Genomic DNA, 23,615 nt, shown 5'->3' with positions numbered 1-23,615 from the left:
GGGACCGGTGCGCGGATCGGTGACAACTGGGTTTCATGCCGCCGGGGGCGGTGGCGCTTCGCGATCGTCTCGAAGTCGATGGGGGTCAAACGGTTCGGCCGGAGCTGTCGGCGGCGCCGGTGGCCGGATGACGGTCGAGGACGTTCTTCTGCGCGAGTGCGAACGGGATTCTAGGGCGTTGTCACCGGCGGCGTCGACGGTGCCCGTGAACCCGGCCCGGTCGTGACGGTGCAGGGCGTGGACGAACTTCCCGACCGCGTCGGCGGGTTCACCGGCGGGTTCACCGGCGGGTTCGCCGGCGGACACTGCGACGGGGCGTCCGTGAGAAACGACGTGTTCATAAAAAGCACGGGACGAATCGAGCCACGGTGCCTCTTTCGTGCAGGCATATGACGTCGTGATGTGCCTCCTTCGAGACAGCCTTCCCCGGACTTGTGGCGATGGTGTGATGTTGCTGTCATGCTCATCTGCGCGGCGGAACGATCATCACCTCGCTTCCTACGCTCAGCTCACCAGTGCATCTTCCTCGAAGAGCGTCGCCAACGCCGTCGCTCGCGAGGACCGCTCCACTGATCCAGAACGCCCGAAACGCGGGCGAGCCCGGGTTCGGACACCACCGGGTCGCCGGGCTGCCCGCGCGCTCGATGATCCGGCCGCTCGCGGCCGGAGCCGCACCATCGGGACTGCTACGGAAACACCCCGCCTTCCTTCATCCCCCCCGGCTCACGAGGTGTCGATGTGATGCGCTTCCCCCTGGATTCGGACGCCGATCGTGTCGCTGTCATCGGAATGGCGGGCAGGTTGCCGAAAGCCCCGGATCCGGAGGCGTTCTGGCGACTGCTGTGCGACGGGGCCGACGCGATCACCGCGCCCCCCGTGGGCCGGCAGGGCGTACGGCACGGCGGCTACCTGGACCGGGTGGACGGCTTCGACGCGGCGTTCTTCGGTGTGTCCCCCCGCGAGGCCGCCGGCATGGACCCGCAGCAGCGGCTCATGCTCGAACTCGCCTGGGAGGCCCTGGAGGACGCCCGGATCGTGCCGGGCACGCTGACGGGCGGTCCGACGGGGGTGTTCGTCGGATCGATGTGGGAGGACTACACGTCCCTGGTCTACCCCGGCCACATCACGCCGCACACACTGACCGGCACCAGCCGGGGCGTCATCGCCAACCGCGTCTCGCACTTCCTCGGTGTGCGCGGACCGAGCATGACGGTCGACACAGCCCAGTCGTCGGCGCTGGTCGCGGTGCATCTGGCGGTCGAGAGCCTGCGTCGCGGCGAGTCGGCGATCGCCCTGGCCGGCGGGGTGAACCTCAACCTGACCGCCGCCCGTGAGGAGGGGGCGGCGGAGTTCGGCGGCCTGTCCCCGGACGACCGCTGCTTCACCTTCGACGCCCGGGCCAACGGCTTCGTCCGCGGCGAGGGCGGCGCCTTCCTCGTCCTGAAACCGCTGGACCGGGCCCTGGCCGACGGGGACCGCGTCTACGGTGTCATCCGGGGCAGCGCGGTCAACAACGACGGCGCCACACGGAGCCTGACCGTGCCCAGCGCGCAGGCCCAGGAACAGGTCATCCGCGAAGCACTGGCCCGCGCCGGCGTGCGTCCCGCGGATGTGCAGTACGTGGAGCTGCACGGCACCGGCACCGCCGTCGGCGACCCCATCGAGGCCGCCGCCCTCGCGGCGGCCTACCGCGACCCGGCCGATTCCGGCGACGCCGACAGCGCCCTGCTGGTCGGATCCGCCAAGACGAACGTCGGCCACCTGGAAGGCGCCGCGGGCATCGTCGGTCTGCTCAAGGCCGTCCTCAGCGTGTACCACCGCGCTTTGCCGCCGAGCCTCAACTACCAGACCCCCAACCCCGGCAGCCCTCTCGACGCACTGGGGCTGCGGGTCCAGACCGCCCTGACCCCCTGGCCGCGGCCGGACGCGCCCCTGCTCGCCGGCGTGTCGTCGTTCGGCATGGGCGGCACCAACGCGCACGTGATCGTCGAGCAGGCGCCCGACGCGGTCGCGCCGCCGGCCCGGCGGCCCGCCCCCGAGGCCCTGCCGGCGCCGTGGATCGTCACGGCGCGGACCAAGCAGGCGCTACGAGCGCAGATCGAGCGCCTGCGCGAACACGTGCGCAGCCACCCGGACCTGACCGCCGCCGAGGTCGCGCACGCGCTGGCCACCACCAGGACCCGCTTCGCGCACCGCGCGGTCCTGCTGGACTCCGCCCAGGTCGCCGCCGACCGGGCCGGAACCCCGGGCCGTACCGTCTTCGTGTTCCCCGGACAGGGCGCCCAGTGGGTCGGCATGGGCCGGGAGCTGTACGCCGCGTACCCCGTCTTCCGGGCCGCCATGGACGAGTGCGCCCAGGCCCTGGCCCCGTACACCGACTGGTCCCTGGCCGATGTCCTGGACGGCGCACCGCTCGACCGCGTGGACGTCGTGCAGCCCGCCCTGTTCGCGGTGATGGTGTCCCTGGCGGAACTGTGGCGCTCCTTCGGTGTCGAGCCCGACGCCGTGGTCGGGCACTCGCAGGGCGAGATCGCCGCGGCATGCGTCGCGGGCGCGCTGTCGCTGTCCGACGCGGCCCGGATCGTGGCACTGCGCAGCCGCGCGCTGGTCGCGCTGACCGGCCGGGGCGGCATGGCGTCCGTGGCCCTGTCCGCCGAGCGGGCCGAGGACTACGTGTCGCGCTGGGGCGGCGCGCTGACCGTCGCCGTGGTCAACGCCACCGGCTCGGTCGTGGTGTCCGGCGATACCCAGGCCCTGTCCGAACTGGTCGAGTCCTGCGCGGCGGACGGTGTCCGCGCACGCGTCGTCCCGGTGGACTACGCCTCCCACTGCGCGCACGTCGAGGCGATCCGCGAGCGGCTGCACACCGAACTGGCCGGGGTGCGGCCGCGGCAGGGCACCATCCCGTACTACTCCGCGGTCACCGGCGGCCTCCTCGACGACACCACGGAGCTCGACGCCGGCTACTGGTACCGCAACCTGCGCGAGCCGGTCCGCTTCGACCTGGCCACCGCCGCACTGCTGGCGGACGGGCACGACGTCCTGGTCGAGGTCAGCCCGCACCCGGTGCTGCTGCCCGCCATCGAACAGAGCCTGGAACAGGCCCGCGAGCGGACCGGCGGGCCCGGCGTCGCCACCGGCACGCTCGGCCGTGACCGGGGCGGGCCGGACGTCTTCCTGACCGCGCTGTCCCGGCTGTTCGTGGCCGGCGTGTCGGTCGACTGGTCCCCGGCCGTCGCCGGGGCCGCGCCGGTCGACCTGCCCACGTACGCCTTCCAACGTCGTTCGTACTGGCTGCCCGAAGCGACGGCCGGGCAGAGCGGACGGACCCCGGCCGGCCCGGGGACGCACGCGGCGCAGGTCGCCGCGCCCGGCCGGGCGGACGGCGGCCCGGAGACCCGGGACACCCGGGCGGGCGGTACGGACACGGGCGACCCCGAGCCGGGCGACACGGTCGACGCGGCCGCCGTGGTCACCGCGCAGATCGCGCTCGTGCTGGGCCACGAGAACCCCGCGGACATCGATCCCGCGCTCACCTTCAAGGACCTCGGCTTCGACTCGGTCACCGGGCTCGAACTGCGCAACCGCCTGGCCGGCGCCCTGGACCGGCGACTCCCCTCCGGTCTCGTCTTCGACCACCCGACGCCCGCGGAGCTGATCGACTGGCTGCGCACCGGCCCCGGCGACCGGCCGGCCCCCGCCGCCCAGGCCGCCCACGATGACGACCCGGTCGTCATCGTGGGAATGGGCTGCCGCTTCCCCGGCGGGGTGGCCTCGCCGGACGACCTGTGGCGGCTCGTCGCGGAGGGCGGGGACGCGATCGGCGACTTCCCGGACGACCGCGGCTGGGACCTGGGCGGCCTGTACGACCCGGAACTGCGCGGCGCGGGCACCACGTACACCACCCGGGGCGGGTTCCTGGAGGCGGTGGCCGGCTTCGACGCCCCGTTCTTCGGCATCTCGCCCCGCGAGGCGCTCGCCATGGACCCGCAGCAGCGGCTCGTGCTGGAGACGGCCTGGGAGACCTTCGAGCACGCCGGGATCGACCCGGCCTCGCTGCGCGGCAGCCACACCGGCGTGTTCACCGGCGTCTGGTCGTCCGGCTACGCGACCGGGCCGGGCCTGCCGGAGGACCTGGAGGGTTACCTGTTCACCGGCGTCGCGACCAGCGTCACGTCCGGCCGGGTCGCCTACCACCTCGGGCTGCGCGGTCCGGCGCTGTCCGTGGACACCGCCTGCTCGTCGTCCCTGGTCGCCGTCCACCTGGCCGCCCAGGCCCTGCGCGCGGGCGAGTGCTCGCTGGCGCTCGCCGGCGGTGTCACGATCATGGCGACACCGCTGGGCTTCACCGAGTTCTCCCGCCAGCACGGCCTCGCGGCGGACGGCCGCAGCAAGCCCTTCGCCGCCGCGGCCGACGGCACCAGCTGGGCCGAGGGCGCCGGCCTGGTGCTGCTGGAACGTCTGTCGGACGCCCGCCGCAACGGCCACCGGGTGCTGGCGGTCGTCGCGGGAAGCGCGGTCAACCAGGACGGGGCGTCCAACGGCCTGACCGCGCCGAACGGCCCCTCCCAGGAGCGGGTGATCCGTCAGGCCCTCGCCAATGCCGGGCTGGAGCCGTCCGAGGTGGACGCGGTGGAGGCCCACGGCACCGGCACCACCCTCGGCGACCCCATCGAGGCCCACGCCCTGCTGGCCGCCTACGGTCAGGACCGGGACGAGCCGTTGTGGCTGGGGTCGGTGAAGTCCAACATCGGCCACACCCAGGCCGCCGCCGGCATCGCGGGCCTGATCAAGATGGTCATGGCGATGCGGCACGGCGAACTGCCGCGAACCCTGCACGTGGACGCCCCCTCCCCGCACGTCGACTGGGCCTCCGGCGGCGTCCGGCTGCTCACCGAGGCCCGGCCGTGGCCGGAGCACGAGCACCTGCGCCGCGCCGGCATCTCGGCCTTCGGCATCAGCGGCACCAACGCCCACGTGATCATCGAGCAGCCCTCCGACCCGGACCCCGGCCACCTTCCCGACCCCGACGACCGGGCCGCCCCCACCGCCTGGCTGCTGTCCGCGAAGACCGACGCCGCGCTGCGCGCCCAGGCCGAGCGGCTGCACGCGTACGCGACCGCGAACCCCGACGTCCCGGCCGCCGCGATCAGCCGCGCACTGGCCGCCCGCACCCGGTTCGAGCACCGGGCCGCGGTGGTCGGCGCCGACCGGGACGACCTGCTGTCCGGCCTGGCCGCGCTCCCGTCGGCACTGCCGGGACTGCCGGGCCTGCAGGCCCGTACCGGCGGGACCGTGTTCGTCTTCCCCGGACAGGGGGCGCAGTGGGCGGGCATGGGCCGTGACCTGTACGAGCAGTCCGAGGTCTTCCGCGCCGGCATCGACGCCTGCGCCGCCGCCCTGGCCCCGTACACCGACTGGTCGCTGGTCGACGAACTGCGTCACGGCTCGCTGGACCGCGTCGACGTGGTGCAGCCGGCCCTGTTCGCCGTCATGGTGGCGCTGGCCGACCTGTGGCGGGCCCACGGCGTGCGGCCGGACGCCGTGGTCGGCCACTCCCAGGCGGAGATCGCCGCCGCGTACGTCGCCGGCGCGCTGTCGCTGCGGGACGCCGCCAAGGTCGTGGCGTTGCGGTCCAGGGCACTGGCCGACATCGCCGACCGGGGCGGCATGGTGTCCCTCGCGCTGTCCGTCGAACAGGCCGCCGGCTACCTGGCCCGCTGGGGCGAGCGGCTGACCACCGCGGTGGTGAACGGGCCCGCGGCGGTCGTGGTGTCCGGTGGTCTCGACGTGCTGGACGAACTGCTGGCCGCCTGCGAGGCCGACGGCGTCCGCGCCCGCCGCCTGCCCGTCAACTACGCCGCCCACTCCGCGCAGGTCGAGGCGATCCGCGAGCAACTGCTCACCGAACTGGCCGACATCACCCCCCACTCGGCGGCGATCCCGTTCTACTCCACGGTGACCGGCGAGCCGGTCGACACCTCCGCCCTCGACGCCGGCTACTGGTACCGCAACCTCCGCGAACCCGTACGGTTCGACCTGGCCACCGCCCGGCTCACCGCCGACGGCCACGACCTGTTCCTGGAGGTCAGCCCGCACCCGGTGCTGGTGCCCGCGCTGGACGTCGCCGCCACCGGCACACTGCGCCGCGATCACGGCGGCCTCACCGAGTTCCTCGCCGCGGCGGGCCGCCTCCACGCCGCCGGGGCCGACGTCGACTGGGCTCCGGTCCTGCCCCGCACCGCACCCAGGGCGGACCTGCCCACGTACGCCTTCCAGCGCGAGCCCTACTGGGTGACCGCGACCCCGCCGGTGCCCCGTGACGACTGGCGGTACCAGGTGGCGTGGGCGCCGACGAGCGGTACCGCGGCCCCGGTGGACCCGGCTCGCTGGCTCGTCCTGGCCACGACCGGGCACCCGTGGGCCGAGGCCCTGCGCGAACGGGGCTTCGCGGTGGCCGACACCTGGGACATGGCCGACACCGGGGACGCCCGGCCCGGGCCGGACGGCGTGCTCTCGCTGCTGGCGCTGGACGAGGAGCCGCACCCCGACCACCCGGTGCTCCCGGCGGGCCTGGTCCGCACCCTGGATCTGGTCCGCACCCTGGACCCGGTGAGGACGGCGGCCGTCCCGGCCGTCCCGCTGTGGTGCGCGACCAGCGGGGCCGTGAGCACCTTGGGCACCGACCCGGTCACCAGCCCGGCCCAGGCCCTGGTGTGGGGCACCGGCGCCTCCGCGGCGCTGGAGTTCCCGCAGGGCTGGGGCGGCCTGGTCGACCTGCCCGCCGTGCCCGACGAGGAGAGCGTGAACGCGCTGCTCGTCGTGCTCGCCGGCACGGGCGAGGACCAGGTGGCGATCCGCGGCACCCGGCGCTTCGCCAAGCGGCTGCGCCGCAAGGCCCCCTCGGGCCCGGCCGCGCGGCCCTGGCGGCCGCAGGGCACGGTGCTGGTCACCGGAGGCACCGGCGCGCTCGGCGGACACGTGGCCCGCCGCCTCGCGCGGCAGGGCGCGGAGCACATCGTGCTGGCCTCCCGCCGCGGCCCCGACGCGTCCGGCGCCGCCGGCCTGCGCGACGAACTGGAGGCGGCCGGGGCGCGGGTGACCGTGGCGGCGTGCGACGTGGCCGACCGGGACGCCCTGCGGGACCTCGTCGAGCGCGTCGGCGACATCCGCGCGGTCTTCCACACCGCCGGCGCGATCAGGGCGACCAGGCTGGCCGACACGACACCGGCGGAGTTCGCCGAGGTCGTCACGGCCAAGGTCGCCGGGGCGGCGAACCTGGCGGAACTCCTGCCGGACCTCGACGCCTTCGTCCTGTTCTCCTCCACCGCGGGCGTGTGGGGCGACGGCCACGGCGCGGCCTACGCCGCCGGCAACGCCTTCCTCGACGCCCTGGCCGCACAGCACCGCGCCCAGGGTCGCGCCACGACCTCCGTCGCGTGGGGCATCTGGGCCGAAGGCGGCATGGCGGCACTGGAGCCCGTGCAGCGCCAGCGCACCCTGCTCGGCCTCGGCGAGCTGGACCCGGGCCGGGCACTCGACGCGCTGCAGGACGTCCTCGACCACGACGAGGCCCTGGCGGTCGTCACCGAGGCCGACTGGGCACAGTTCGCCCGCGCCTACACCCACGCGCGGCCGAGCCGGCTGCTGCGGGACCTGCCCGAGGCCCACAGCCGGCCGCAGGCCCCCCGGCCCGCGCCCCCCGCCGGCGGCACCGACCTGCTGGAGCTGATCACCACCCACGCCGCCGGGGTGCTGGGACACGCCACCCCCGAGCGGCTCGACCCCCGGCAGGCGTTCAAGGACCTGGGCTTCGACTCACTGACCGCGGTGGAACTGCGCAACCGCCTGAACGCCGCGCTCGGGGTGAACCTGCCCGCCACCCTCGTCTTCGACCACCCCACCCCGGCACGGCTGGCCGCCCACCTGTCCGGCGAGCAGGACGCGCCGCAGGCCCCGGCCGCGGCCGCGACGGACGAGCCGATCGCGGTCATCGGCATGGGCTGCCGCTACCCCGGAGGCGTCGGCACCCCCGAGGACCTGTGGCGGCTGGTCGCGGACGGCGTGGACGCGGTCGGCGACTTCCCGGCCGACCGGGGATGGGACATCGACCGCCTGTACGACCCGACGGGCAGCCGCCCCCGTACGTCGAGCACGTCCCGGGGCGGCTTCCTCGACGCCGCCGGCGACTTCGACGCGGCGTTCTTCGGGATATCGCCCCGTGAGGCGCTCGCCATGGACCCGCAGCAGCGCATCCTGCTGGAGACGGCCTGGGAGACCATCGAGTACGCCGGTATCGACCCGACCACGCTGGAGGGCACCGCCACCGGCGTGTTCACCGGCATCTGGTCCACCGGCTACGCGGCCGGGCCGGTCCCCGACGACCTGGAGGGCTACCAGGTCACCGGTACCGCGTCGAGCGTGGGGTCCGGCCGGCTGGCGTACCAGCTGGGCCTGCTCGGCCCGGCACTGTCCCTGGACACCGGCTGCTCGTCGTCCCTGGTGGCCCTGCACCTGGCCGCGCAGGCACTGCGCTCGGGAGAGTGCTCCTTCGCCCTGGCCGGCGGCGTCACCGTCAACGCGGCACCCACGCTGTTCACCGAGATGTCCCGGCAGGGGGCGAGCGCGCCCGACGGCCGCAGCAAGTCCTTCGCCGCCGCGGCCGACGGGGCGGGCTGGGCCGAGGGCGCCGGCCTGCTGCTGCTGGAGCGCCTGTCCGACGCCCGCCGCAACGGCCACGAGGTGCTGGCGGTCGTCCGGGGCTCCGCCACCAACCAGGACGGCGCCTCCAACGGCCTGACCGCGCCGAACGGCCCCTCCCAGGAGCGGGTGATCCGTCAGGCCCTCGCCAATGCCGGGCTGGAGGCGTCCGAGGTGGACGCGGTGGAGGCCCACGGCACCGGCACCACCCTCGGCGACCCCATCGAGGCCCAGGCGCTGCTGGCGACCTACGGCCGGGACCGGGTGGAGCCGTTGTGGCTGGGGTCGGTGAAGTCCAACATCGGCCACACCCAGGCGGCGGCCGGTGTGGCCGGCCTGATCAAGATGGTCATGGCGATGCGGCACGGCGAACTGCCGCGAACCCTCCACGTGGACGCGCCCACCCCGCACGTCGACTGGGCCTCCGGCGCGGTCCGCCTGCTCACCGAACCGGTCGCCTGGCCCGGGACCGGGCGGCCGCGGCGGGCCGCCGTCTCCGCCTTCGGCATCAGCGGCACCAACGCCCACGTCATCATCGAGCAGGGCATCCTCGAACAGCCCGCCGAGGCAGACTCCGCCGCACCCTCTCCCCGGGGCCGCGCGGACGACCAGGTCCTCTGGCCGCTGTCGGCCAGGTCCGAGGCGGCGTTGCGGGAGCAGGCGCGCCGGCTGGGTGCCTTCACCGCCGTCCGTCCCGAGGTGAGCCCGGCGGCGGTCGGGGGCGCTCTGGCCGCCCGCACCGTGTTCGAGCACCGGGCCGTGGTGGTGGGCACCGCCGAGGCCCTGGACGTCCTGGCCGAGGGCGGCACGGCGCCGGGTCTGGTCACCGGGACCGCCCGTCCGCTGGGTCGTTCGGTGTTCGTGTTCCCGGGGCAGGGTGCGCAATGGGTGGGCATGGGCGGGGAGTTGTACGGCTCGGAGCCGGTGTTCCGGGAGGTGATCGACGCGTGTGACGCGGCGTTGGCGCCGTACACGGACTGGTCGTTGGTGGAGGTGCTGACCGGCGGTGGTTCGCTGGAGCGGGTCGATGTGGTGCAGCCGGCGCTGTTCGCGGTGATGGTGGCGCTGGCCGAACTGTGGCGGGCCCATGGTGTGGAGCCTGACGCGGTCGTCGGGCATTCGCAGGGGGAGATCGCGGCGGCGTACGTGGCGGGGGCGCTGTCCCTGGAGGACGCCGCGAAGGCGGTCGCCCTGCGCAGCAAGGCCCTGGTCGCCCTGGCCGGACACGGCGGCATGGTCTCGGTCGTGCTGTCCGCGGACGACGCCACCGCCTACCTGGGCCCCTGGGGCGACCGGATCACCGTCGCGGTGGTCAACTCCGCCTCGACCGTCGTCGTGTCCGGCGAACCCGGCGCCCTGGACGAACTGCTGGCAGCCTGCGCCAGGGACGGCATACGCGCCCGCGCCATCCCCGTCGACTACGCGGCGCACTCGGCGCAGGTCGAGGCGATCCGCGAGCAGCTCCTGACCGACCTCGCGGACATCCGGCCCCGGCCCGCGGCGATCCCCTTCTACTCCACGGTCACCGCGGAACCGGTCGACACCTCCGCCCTCGACGCCGACTACTGGTACCGCAACCTCCGCGAACCCGTACGGTTCGACCTGGCCACCGCCCGGCTCACCGCCGACGGCCACGAGGTGTTCGTGGAAGTCAGCCCGCACCCCGTACTGGTGCAGGACCTGGACGGCGTGGCGACCGGCACCCTGCGCCGCGACCAGGGCGCCATCGGGGAGTTCCACACCGCCCTGGCCCGTCTCCACGTCCAGGGCGTCGCCGTGACCTGGCCGCACGACCGCCCGCACGGCGTCAGGCTGCCGGGCTACGCCTTCCAGCGCAGCACCTTCTGGCTCACCCCCGCGGCCGGCGACCACGGCACCGGGCACCCGCTGGCGGGCACCACGGTCGAACTGCCCGACGGGACCACCGTGCACAGCGGCCGCGTCTCCACCCGCACCCACCCCTGGCTGGCCGACCACGCCGTCGACGGCACGGTCCTGCTGCCGGGCACCGCCTTCCTCGAACTCGCCACCCTGGCCGGCGGGACCGTCGACGACCTCGTCCTGCACCTGCCCCTCGCGCTCTCGGACACACCCACGGACATCCAGGTCTCGGTCGGCGCCCCGGACGACGCCGGCCGCAGCCCGGTCACCGTGCACTCCAGGGGCGGCGACGGCTGGATCCGCCACGCGTCCGGAACCCTCGGCGGCCAGGTGACGGCCCAACGCCTCGACTGGCCCGCGAGGAACGCCGAACCCGTGGACCCCGAAGGGTTCTACGACTTCCTCGCCGGACTCGGATACCAGTACGGACCCGCGTTCCGGGGCGTGCGGGAGCTGTGGCAGGGCGAGGACGAACTGTACGCCGAGGTGTCCGTCCCCGACGGCGCCGGCTTCGGCATCCACCCCGCGCTCCTGGACGCCGCACTCCAGCCGCTGATCCTGCTCAGCCCCGACACCCGGGTCCGGCTGCCGTTCTCCTTCTCCGGCGTCGCCGTGCACACCACCGGTGTGTCGTCCGCCCGGGTCCACCTGGCCCGCACGGGCACCGACACCTACCGCGCGACGCTGACCGACCTGTCCGGCCACCCGGTCGCGGACATCACCGCGCTGACCGTCCGTCCGGCCGCCGAGGCCCGGGCCGCGGTGCTGCACACCCAGTGGGTGCCCCTCACCGCGGGCACACCGACCGAGGTGGTGCCGAGCCCGGTACTCACCGCGGAAGCCGACGCGGACTCCGTGCACGCCCTCGTCCAGCGGGCCCGCGCGCTCGTCCAGGACTTCCTGGCCGAGCAGCCGGAGCGGGCGGCCGCACGCCTGGCCGTCCTGACCCGCGGCGTGGCCGGCGCGGCCGTACGCGGCCTGGTCCGCAGCGCCGCCGCCGAGCACCCCGGCCGGTTCGTCCTGGTCGACATGGGCGACGCGTCCGAGGAGGACGCGGTCTGGGCCGCCATGACAGCCGGCGACGAACCCGAACTGGCCCTGCGCCGGGAAGGCGTCCTCGTGCCGCGGCAGGCCAGGTACGCGCCGGAACCGACCGCCCCCGACGGCGCGTACCGGCTGAGCGAGTCCGGCACCGGGCAACTGGACGACCTGGCCCTGCTGCCCTGGCAGGAGGCCGCGCTGGAACCCGGACAGGTACGGGTCGCCGTACGCGCGGCCGGCCTGAACTTCCGCGACGTGCTCATCACCCTCGGCATGTACCCGGACCGGCCCCCGCTGGGCGGCGAAGGGGCCGGCACTGTCGTCGAGGTCGGTCCCGGCGTCACGGCCTGGCGGCCCGGCGACCGCGTCATGGGACTGATGCCCGGCGCCTTCGGGTCGCGCGCGGTCGCCGACCACCGGCTCCTGACCGCGATCCCCGACGGCTGGAGCTTCACCGAGGCGGCGTCGGTGCCCGTCGCGTTCACCACCGCCTGGTACGGGCTGTTCGACCTCGGCGAGCTGCGCCCCGGCGACCGGGTCCTGATCCACTCCGGCGCGGGTGGTGTGGGCATGGCCGCCATCCGGTTGGCCCTGAACAGCGGCGCGGAGGTCTTCGCCACCGCGAGCCCCGCCAAGTGGGACACCCTGCGGAGCCTCGGACTGGCGGACGACCACATCGGTTCGTCCCGCGACACCCGCTTCGCCGACCGGTTCCCGGCCATGGACGTCGTCCTCAACTCGCTTGCGGGAGAACTCACCGACGCCTCCCTGCGGCTGCTCGCCGACGGCGGACGGTTCGTCGAGCTGGGCAAGACGGACGTCCGCTCGCCCGAGGGCCTGATCTACCGGGCCTTCGACCTCAACGACGTCGACCCCGCGCGGCAGGGCGACATCCTCTCCAGGGTCGTGGCGATGGTCGCCGACGGGACGCTGGAGCCGCTGCCGGTCACCGCCGCGGACCTCCGCCAGGCCGTCGACTCCTTCCGGCAGATGAGCCAGGCCCGCCACACCGGCAAGATCGTCCTCACCGTCCCCCGGCCGATCGACCCCGACGGCACCGTGCTGATCACCGGCGGCACCGGCACCCTCGGCCAGGCCGTCGCCCGGCACCTGGTGTCCCGCTACGGGGTGCGGCACCTGCTGCTCGTCAGCCGCGGCGGCGGCGCGGTGCCGCACCCGGAGGCGCAAGGGGACGTCGACGTGCGGGTCGTGGCCTGCGACGTCGCGGACCGGGACGCGCTGGCGGCCGTCCTGGACTCGATCCCGACCGAGCATCCGCTCACCGCCGTCGTCCACGCGGCCGGCGTGCTCGACGACACCGTTGTGGAACGGCTGACCGCGGAGCAGCTCGACCGGGTGCTGCGTCCCAAGGTCGACGGCGCCTGGCACCTGCACGAGCTGACCCGCGAGCACGACCTCGCCGCCTTCGTGCTGTTCTCCGCGGCCGCGGGCGTACTCGGCAACGCCGGCCAGGCCGGCTACGCGGCCGCGAACTCCTACCTCGACGCGTTCGCCGCACACCGGCAGACCCTCGGGCTGCCCGCCGTGTCGATGGCCTGGGGCTACTGGGAGCAGGAGAGCGGCATGACCGCCCACCTCACCGCGGCCGACCGCCAACGCCTCGCCCGCAAGGGCATCCGCCCCATCAGCGTCGAACGCGCCCTGGCCATGTTCGACACCGCGCTGGCCGCCGGACGTCCCGCGCTGACCACGGCCGACCTGTCGATGCCGCAGACCCTGCCGACGCCCAAGGCGCCCGCGTCGGACCTGCTGTCCCTGGTCGCCGCCCACACCGCCACCGTCCTCGGCCACTCCGACGCCGCCGCGATCACCCCGGGACTCGCCTTCCGTGACCTCGGCTTCGATTCCCTGACCGCCGTCGAGCTGCGCAACCGCCTCGCCGGCGCCACCGGCCTGCGGCTGCCCGCGACCCTCGTCTTCGACCACCCCACCCCCGCCGACCTCGCCGACCACCTCACCGCCGAACTCTCCGGCGAGGGTGCGGAGGTGGTGCCGGTGGTGCCGGCGGGTGGGGTGGGTGTCGGGGCCGATCCGGTGGTGATCGTGGGCATGGGATGCCGGTTGCCCGGTGGGGTGGGCTCTCCGGAGGAGTTGTGGGGCCTGGTCTCGGGTGGGGTGGACGCGATCGGGGGGTTCCCGTCGGATCGCGGGTGGGACGTCGAGGGGCTGTTCCACCCGGACGCGGACCATCCCGGGACGTCGTACACGCGGTCGGGTGGATTCCTCGCGGACGCGGCGGGGTTCGATGCCGATTTCTTCGGGATCTCGCCGCGTGAGGCACTCGCCATGGACCCGCAGCAGCGGGTGCTGCTGGAGACCGCGTGGGAGACGTTCGAGGACGCGGGGATCGATCCGACGTCGTTGCGGGGCAGCCAGACGGGCGTCTTCACCGGCATCTGGTCCTCCGGCTACGTCGGCAGCCCCGACCAGGCACCGCCCGACACCGAGGGCTACCTCGCCACCGGCATCTCGCCGAGCATCACCTCCGGCCGGGTGTCCTACCTGCTGGGCCTCCAGGGCCAGGCCGTGTCCGTCGACTCCGCCTGCTCCTCGTCCCTGATGGCGATCCACCTCGCCGCGCAGGCACTGCGCTCGGGAGAGTGCACGCTCGCCCTGGCCGGCGGTGTGACCGTGAGCGTCACCCCCCTGCAGTTCACGGAGTTCTCCCGCCAGCGTGCCCTGGCCCCTGACGGCCGGTGCAAGCCCTTCTCGTCGACGGCCGACGGTACGGCCTGGGGTGAGGGTGCCGGCCTGGTGCTGCTGGAGCGCCTGTCGGATGCCCGTCGCAACGGCCACCGGGTGCTGGCGGTGGTGCGGGGCTCGGCGGTCAACCAGGACGGGGCGTCCAACGGGCTGACCGCGCCCAACGGCCTCTCCCAGGAACGCGTCATCCGCCAGGCACTGGCGAACGCCGGGTTGGAGCCGTCCGAGGTGGACGCGGTGGAGGCGCACGGCACGGGGACGACCCTCGGTGACCCCATCGAGGCGCAGGCGCTGTTGGCGACGTACGGCCGGGACCGGGTGGAGCCGTTGTGGCTGGGGTCGGTGAAGTCGAACATCGGCCACACCCAGGCCGCCGCCGGCGTGGCCGGGGTGATCAAGATGGTCATGGCGATGCGGAACGCCGAACTGCCGCCGACGCTGCACGTCAAGGAGCCCACGCCGCACGTCGAGTGGGACACCGGTGACATCCGGCTGCTGACCGAGGCCCGGCCGTGGCCGGAGACGGGGCGTCCCCGCCGCGCGGGCATCTCGGCCTTCGGGGCCAGCGGCACCAACGCCCACGTCGTCATCGAACAGTTCCCGGAGGAAACCCCCGGACAACCCGCCGCGGACGACTCCGCGGAGCCCACCGTGTGGCTGCTGTCCGGCAAGACGGACGACGCCCTCCGCGCCCAGGCCCGACGGCTCGCGGACCACGTCACCGCCCACCCCGGACTCCGGCCGGCCGCGATCGGCCGCGCCCTCGCCACCACCCGCACCGTGCTCGCCCACCGGGCGGCCCTGGTGGGCGCCACCCGGACCGACCTCATGGCGGAACTGGCCGCCCTCGCCGACGGAGACCCCCGCGTCATCACCGGTGTGGCCGGTTCGCCGGGTCGTTCGGTGTTCGTGTTCCCGGGGCAGGGTGCGCAGTGGGTCGGTATGGGTGGGGAGTTGTACGGCTCGGAGCCGGTGTTCCGGGAGGTGATCGACGCGTGTGCTGCGGCGTTGGCGCCGTACACGGACTGGTCGTTGGTGGAGGTGCTGACCGGCGGTGGTTCGCTGGAGCGGGTGGACGTGGTGCAGCCGGCGCTGTTCGCGGTGATGGTGGCGCTGGCCGAACTGTGGCGTGCCCATGGTGTGGAGCCTGACGCGGTTGTCGGGCATTCGCAGGGCGAGATCGCGGCGGCGTACGTGGCGGGGGCGTTGTCGTTGGAGGACGCCGCGAAGGCGGTCGCTCTGCGCAGCGGGGCCCTGGTCGCTCTGGCCGATCAGGGGGGGATGGTGTCGGTCGGGCTCGGGCATGAGGCGGCGGCCGAGTTCGTGGCCCGTTGGGACGGGCGGCTGACGGTGGCGGTGGTCAATGCCCCCGGTTCGGTCGTCGTGTCGGGTGATCTGGACGCGCTGGACGAACTGCTGGCGGCCTGTGAGGCCGACGGCGTCCGGGCCCGCCGGCTGCCGGTGAACTACGCCGCCCACTCCGTGCAGGTCGAGGCGATCCGCGAGCAACTGCTCACCGAGCTCGCCGGGATCACGCCGCGCCCGGCGGTGATCCCGTTCTACTCGACGGTGACCGGCGAGGAGATCGACACCTCCGTCCTCGACGCCGACTACTGGTACCGCAACCTCCGCGAACCCGTACGCTTCGACCTCGCCGTCGAGACCCTTACGCAGGACCGGCACGGCGTGTTCGTGGAGGTCAGCCCGCACCCCGTACTGGTGCCGGTGATGGACGGCGCCGTGACCGGCACGCTGCGCCGCGGCGGCGGCAGGCAGGAGTTCCACCTCGCCCTGGCGCGCCTGCACACGCAGGGCGTGGCCGTCGACTGGACGCCGGTCTTCCCCGGCGAGCCCCACCACGTGCCGCTGCCGACGTACGCCTTCCAGCACCGGCCGTACTGGTTGACCCCCGTCGCCGCGAAGGGCGACGTGTCGGCGGCGGGACTGGACTCGGCCGGGCACCCGTTGCTCGGGGCCGTCGTCGAACTGGCCGGGGACCAGAGCGTCCTGCTCACGGGGCGGCTCTCGACGGCCACCCGGCCGTGGCTGGCCGACCACGTCGTCCTGGGCTCCGTGCTGCTGCCCGGCACCGTGTTCGTCGAACTCGCCATGCACGCCGGACGGCAGGCCGGCTGCGACGTCCTGGACGAACTGGTGCTGGAAGCCCCCATGATCCTGCCGGACGACGGTTCCGTGCCGGTCCAGGTCGTCGTCGGCGCACCGGACGGGACGGGGCGACGCCCCGTCACCGTGCACTCCCGGACGGGCGGCACCTGGCTGCGGCACGCCACCGGCATGCTGGCGACCGGCGACCACCCCCACCCGTACGACACCGGCGAGCCCTGGCAGCCGGCCGGTGAGCCCGTCGACCTGACCGACTTCTACGACACCCTCGCCGCCCAGGGCTACGAGTACGGGCCGGTGTTCGCGGGCGTACGCGAGATCCGGCGGCAGGGCGACGAGCTCTACGCCGAGGTGGCGCTGCCCACCGACACCCGCGACCGCTTCGGTCTCCACCCCGCGCTGCTCGACGCCGCACTCCAGCCGCTGACCCTGCTCGCGGCCGGCCGCCTGCCGTTCTCCTTCGCCGGGGTGTCGATGCGGAAAGCCGGCTCCACGGCCCGGGTCCGCCTCACCCCCACCGGGCCCGACACCTTCCGGGTCGCGCTCGCCGACGAGTCCGGGCCGCTGGCGGTGATCGACGCGCTGACCGTGCGCCACCGGCCGCCGGGCCTGCCGGGCGCCGGGACCAACCAGCTCTTCCGCCTCGACTGGGTGCCCGTCGAGAGCACCGGCGAACCCCCGGCCGTCCACCACGTCACGCCCCCGGCGGGAGACCCCGTGGCCGCCGCGCACACCGTCGCCGCCGAGACGCTGGGCGTGCTCCAGGATTTCCTGCGCGACGGGGACGGCCGGCTGGCCGTCGTGACCCGCGGGGCGGTCGGTCCTGACCCCGTCGACCTGCCGTCCAGCGTCGTCTGGGGCCTGGTCCGCGCCGCCCAGGCGGAACACCCCGACCGGTTCGTGCTCGTCGACACCGACGACCGCGTCCTCGTCGCGGGGGACGAACCGCAGCTGGTCGTCCGCGACGGCGCCGCCCGAGCCGCCCGCCTGGTACGGGCCGAAGCGGCCCCGGCACCCGGCCCGCTCGACCCGAACGGCACCGTGCTGATCACCGGAGGCACCGGAACACTGGGCCGCCTCGTCGCCCGGCACCTGCGCGACCGGCACGGCATCCGGCACCTGCTCCTGCTCAGCAGGACCGCGGCGGAGGTGGACTTCGACGCCGAGGTGGTGGCCTGCGACGTGGCCGACCGGGACGCGCTGGCGGCCGTCCTGGACTCGATCCCGGCCGCGCACCCGCTGACCGCGGTCGTCCACGCCGCCGGTGTGCTCGACGACGGCGTCGTCGAATCCCTCACGCCCGACCGGATCGACCAGGTGCTGCGGCCCAAGGCCGACGCCGCCTGGCACCTGCACGAGCTGACGAAGGACCTCGGCCTGAGCGCGTTCGTGCTCTTCTCGTCCGCCGCCGGTGTGCTGGGCGGCCCGGGCCAGGCGAACTACGCCGCCGCGAACGCCTTCCTGGACGCCCTCGCCGTACACCGGCGTGCCCAGGGTCTGCCGGGCGTGTCGCTGGCCTGGGGACAGTGGGCCGAGGCCAGCGGGCTGACCGGACACCTCACCGACACCGACCTCAAGCGCCTCGCCCGCGCCGGCGTGCTGCCGATGCCCACGGACCAGGCGCTGGCACTGTTCGACCTGGCCCTGGGCGCCGCCGATCCCGTGCTGGTCCCCGCACACCTCGACCTGTCGGCGGCGTCCACCCGCCCCCTGCTCAGCCGTCTCACCCGTACCAGGCCCGCCCGTCGCACGGACCGGCCGGGCCTGGGCAGGGAACTCGCGGCCCTGCCCGAGACCGAGCAGCACAGCCGCGTCCTGGAACTGGTCACCGGCCAGACGGCCGCGGTCCTCGGCCACACCGACACCTCGGCCGTCAGCGCCGAGCGGGCCTTCAAGGACCTGGGCTTCGACTCGCTCACCGCGGTGGAACTGCGCAACCGCCTGTCCGCGGTCGCCGGGGTACGGCTGCCCGCGACGATGGTCTTCGACTACCCGACCCCCGACGCGCTGGCCGGCCACCTGCGGAACCTCCTGGTCGGCGCCCGGCGCCAGGCCCCTGCCTCACCCGTGCCGGTCGGTGTTCCGGTGTCGGACGATCCGGTGGTCGTGGTGGGGCTGGGGGCCCGGTACCCGGGTGGGGTGGGGTCTGCCCAGGAGTTGTGGGATGTGGTGTCCGGTGGGGTGGACGCGGTGGGGGAGTTCCCGTCGGATCGTGGGTGGGACGTGGGTCGTCTCTACGATCCGGCCGGCGGTCCCGGGAGGTCGTACACGCGGTCGGGTGGCTTCCTCGCGGACGCGGCGGGGTTCGATGCCGGGTTCTTCGGGATCTCGCCGCGTGAGGCGCTCGCCATGGATCCGCAGCAGCGGGTGCTGCTGGAGACGGTGTGGGAGACCTTCGAGGACGCGGGGATCGATCCGACGTCGTTGCGGGGCAGCCAGACGGGCGTCTTCACCGGCATCTGGTCCTCGGGCTACGGAGCCGGGGCACAGCCGCCGGACCTGGAGGGCTACCTCTCGACGGGCACGGCGACGAGTGTGACCTCCGGGCGGGTGTCCTACCTGCTGGGGTTGGAGGGTCCGGCGGTGTCGGTGGACACGGCGTGCTCGTCGTCGCTGGTGGCGATCCACCTGGCGGCGCAGGCGCTGCGCTCGGGGGAGTGCTCGCTGGCTCTGGCCGGCGGTGTGACGGTGATGGCGACGCCGTCGGGGTTCGTCGAGTTCTCGCGGCAGCGGGGGCTTGCGGCCGACGGTCGGGTGAAGGCGTTCGCCGAGGCCGCCGATGGTACGGCGTGGGGTGAGGGTGCGGGTGTCGTGCTGCTGGAGCGGTTGTCGGACGCCCGTCGCCACGGTCATCGGGTGTTGGCGGTGGTGCGGGGTTCGGCGGTGAACCAGGACGGGGCGTCCAACGGGCTGACCGCGCCGAACGGTCCGTCGCAGGAGCGGGTGATCCGTCAGGCCCTGGCCAATGCCGGGTTGGCGGCGTCCGAGGTGGACGCGGTGGAGGCCCACGGTACGGGGACGACCCTCGGTGACCCGATCGAGGCGCAGGCGCTGTTGGCGACGTACGGCGGGGACCGGGCGGAGCCGTTGTGGCTGGGGTCGGTGAAGTCGAACATCGGGCACACCCAGGCGGCGGCCGGTGTGGCGGGTGTGATCAAGATGATCATGGCGATGCGGCACGGTGAACTGCCGCGGACCCTCCACGTGGACACGCCGACCTCCCACGTCGACTGGGAGTCCGGGAGCGTCCGGCTGCTCACCGAGGCCCGGCCCTGGCCCGACAACGGCCACCTGCGTCGCGCGGGCATCTCGGCGTTCGGCATCAGCGGTACCAACGCGCACGTGATCCTGGAGGCACCGGCCCCGGACCCGGCCGAGAGGACGTCGCCCGAGTCCCCTGCCCACGATCCCGCTGCGGATCCCGGGTCCCCTGCCGCTTCCACGCCCACCCCCGCGCCCGCGGTGCCGGTGCCGTGGCTGCTGTCGGCGAAGTCGGACGCGGCCCTGCGCGACCAGGCCCGCAGGCTGCGCGCGTTCCTCGCCGAGCACCCCGAGGTCACACCGGCCGAGGTGGCCGCGGACCTGGCCGCGCGGGCCCGTTTTCCGCACCGTGCCGTGCTGACGGACCCGGCCGGCCTGGACGCGCTGATCGGCGGAGAACGCGGAATCGTCACGGGCACTGCCTCCCCGGGCAGGTCGGCGTTCGTGTTCTCCGGTCAGGGTGGTCAGTGGGCGGGGATGGGGCGGGGTCTGTACGGGGAGTTCCCGGTGTTCGCGCGGGTGTTGGACGAGGTCTGCGGGTTGCTGGGGTTGCCGGTGGAGGTGCTGTTCGAGGACGGGGAGGGGGTGTTGGGGCAGACGCTGTACACCCAGGGCGGTGTGTACGCGTTGGAGGTGGCGCTGTTCCGGCTGGTGGAGTGGCTGGGGGTTCGGCCGGACTTCGTGGTGGGGCACTCGGTGGGTGAGGTGGCGGCGGCCCATGTGGCGGGCGTTCTGAGCCTGGAGGACGCGTGTGCGCTGGTGAGCGTGCGGGGCCGGTTGATGCAGGAGTTGCCCGGTGGTGGGGCGATGGTGTCGCTCCAGGCGTCGGTGGAGGAAGTGTCGGGCTCGCTGGTGCCGGGTGCCGAGGTGGCGGCGGTCAACGGGTCGGATGCGGTGGTGGTGTCGGGGGACGAGGCCGCGGTGGAGGCGGTCGCTGAGGTGTGGCGGGGCCGTGGGCGCCGGGTGCGGCGGCTGGAGGTCAGTCACGCGTTCCATTCGGCGCGGATGGATCCGGTGCTGGAGGAACTCGGCAAGGTGGCTGAGGGTTTGTCGTTCGGTGAGCCGGTGATTCCGGTGGTCTCCACGGTGGCCGGGCGTCCGGTGGAGATGGGGGAGCCGGGGTACTGGGTGCGGCAGGTGCGGGAGCCGGTCCGGTTCGCGGACGCCATGGAGTGGCTGGCGGGCCAGGGCGCGACGGGATTCGTGGAGGTGGGTCCGCATCCGGTGCTGGTGGGCAACGGGTTGATGCGCCGTGGTGGTGACTCCCCGGAGCGGTTGTTCGCGGGGCTGGGGCGGTTGTGGGCGGACGGCGCCGCGCGCTGGACGCCGCCCACGACCACGGCGGCGGGAACGTCGGGCGTGCGGGTGCCTTCGTACGCCTTCCAGCACCAGCACTACTGGCTCCAGCCCACCACCCCGGCACCGACCGGTGACGGCCGGATCGACCACCCGCTGCTGCGGGACGCCATGGAACTCCCCGACGACAACGGCGTGGTGCTGACGGGACAACTCGCCACCGCCGCGCAGCCGTGGCTCACCGAACACGTCATCTCGGGCTCGCCCCTGCTGCCCGGCGCGGCGTTCGTGGACCTGGCGCTCCGGGCCGGCGAACACGTCGGCTGCCCGGCGGTCGAGGACCTGACGCTGGAGACACCGCTGGTGGTCGCGGACGGCGTACAGGTGTCCGTGACCGTCGGCCCCGACCGGGCTGGCCGGCGCAGCGTCTCGATCCACTCGCGCGCGGACGGCGAGTGGGTACGGCACGCCACCGGGACCCTGGGCGCCGTACCCGTCGCACCACGGGATCCCTGGGCACGGCAGTGGCCACCGCACGCCGAAGCCGTCGACCTCGACGCCTTCTACGACAACCTGGCCGACGCCGGGTTCGCCTACGGCACGGCCTTCCAAGGCCTGCGAGCGGCCTGGCGCGACGGCGACACCCTCTACGCGGAGGTGGCCGTACCCCCCGGTGACACCCGGTTCGCCCTGCACCCCGCCCTGCTCGACGCCGCGATCCAGACCGTGACCGTCGCCGACGACCGGGCGAAGATGCCGTTCTCCTTCGCCGGGATCTCCTGGTGGCGCGGCGCCGAGCACGCCAGGGTCCGGCTGACCATGACCGGCCAGGACACCTGCGCGATCGGCCTCGCCGACCAGACGGGCGCGCCGATCGCCGAGATCGCCTCGTTGACCCTGCGCCGGCCGGCCGGGACCACCACCCAGGACGTGCCGTACCAGGTGGTGTGGCCGGTCCTGGAAGCGGCGACCACCGAACCGGACATCCCGGTCCACCACGCCACCTCGCCCGTCGAGACCCTGCGGGTGATCCAGGACTTCCTCACCACGGACACCCCGCGCATGGTGGTCGCCACGCGCAACGCCGTGCCGGTCCGTCCGGGCGAGGACGTCGACCCGCGGGCCGCCGCCGTCTGGGGCCTGGTCCGGTCGGCCGCCACCGAGCACCCCGGCCGGTTCGTGCTGGTCGACGGTGACGACGGTGACGACGGCGACGGGGTCCGGCTGGCCGGCGACGAACCCCAGCTCGCGATCCGCGCCGGCGCCGTTCACGTCCCCCGCCTCGAACGGGCGCGGACCGAACCGCTGCCCTCGCCGCTCAGCCCCGAGGGCACGGTGCTCGTCACCGGCGGCACCGGCACCCTGGGCGGCACGATCGCCCGCCACCTCGCCGTGCGGCACGGCGTGCGGCACCTGCTGCTGGTCAGCCGGAGCGGCCCGGACGCCCCCGGCGCGGCCGCGCTGACCGCCGACCTGGCCGCGCTGGGCGCGACCGCCGACATCGTGGCGTGCGACGTGTCCGACCGCGAGGCGGTGGCGCGGCTGCTCGCCGAACACCCCGTCACCTCGGTGATCCACACCGCGGGCACGCTGGCCGACACCGTCGTGGAATCCCTCACCCCGCAGCAGTTCGCGCGCGTGTGGGAGCCGAAGGCCCTCGCGGCGCGGCACCTCCACGAACTGACCTCGGACCTGGAGGCGTTCGTGCTGTTCTCGTCGGCGGCCGGTGTGCTGGGCGGCGCGGGCCAGGCGAACTACTCGGCGGCGAACGCCTACCTCGACGGCCTCGCCGCACACCGGCACGCCCAGGGACAGCCGGCCGTGTCGCTCGCCTGGGGCTACTGGGCGGAGGCCAGCGGCATGACCGGAGGTCTGACCGCCACCGACCGGCACCGCCTGGCCAGGGCCGGCGTACGGCCGCTGCCGACGACGGACGCGCTGGCCCTGTTCGACGCCGCGCTGACCGCGGGCACCCCCACCCTCGCCCCCGTCAGGTTCGACCTGCCGGCGCTGCGACGGGCCGGCGACCCGCCCGCCCTGCTGCGGGAGCTGGTACGGCCCCGGCGCAGGCAGGCCGCCGACCGCGTGTGGACGCAGGCCGACGTGCTGCAGCTCGTCGTGGGCCAGGTCGCCCTCGTCCTGGGGCACTCGTCACCGGAGGCGGTCAACCCCGACCAGGCGTTCACCGACATCGGGTTCGACTCGCTCACCGCCGTGGAACTGCGCAACCAGCTCGACGCGGACACCGGCCTGCGCCTGCCCGCCACGCTCGTCTTCGACCACCCGACACCGTCCCGCCTCGCCGCCTTCCTGCACACACGGCTGCACGGCACCGAACCCGACCCCCTGCTCGCCGAACTCGACCAGCTCAAGTCCACCCTCGACGCGGCAGCCGCCGACGCCGACTACGAGACCGTCGCGGCCCGCCTCGAAGCACTTCTCGCGGCCTGGACCGCCAAACGCACCGGCTCCGCGGCCGGTGTCGACGAGGCCAGCGACGACGAACTGTTCAGCCTTCTGGACGATGCGCACCGCAGGACCGAGGTCATCCGATCGGGCGAGTCCCGAAACGCTGAGGAGCAGTAGCG

The 23,615-nt window shown here is 74.3% G+C and carries 1 protein-coding gene; it reads left to right on the top strand.

The features are described from left to right. Nucleotides 1-741 precede the first annotated feature (741 nt). Nucleotides 742-23,613: an SDR family NAD(P)-dependent oxidoreductase gene (locus ACIQ87_RS24610; protein WP_402410131.1), complete on the top strand. Its 22,872-nt coding sequence runs from the start codon at nucleotides 742-744 to the stop codon at nucleotides 23,611-23,613. Nucleotides 23,614-23,615 lie beyond the last annotated feature (2 nt).

The sequence above is a fragment of the Kitasatospora sp. NPDC096204 genome (genome assembly GCF_044763205.1).
GTDB lineage: Bacteria > Actinomycetota > Actinomycetes > Streptomycetales > Streptomycetaceae > Kitasatospora.
The sequence above is the reverse complement of the archived record's forward strand: the minus strand, read 5'-3'. Positions and strand labels throughout refer to the sequence as shown.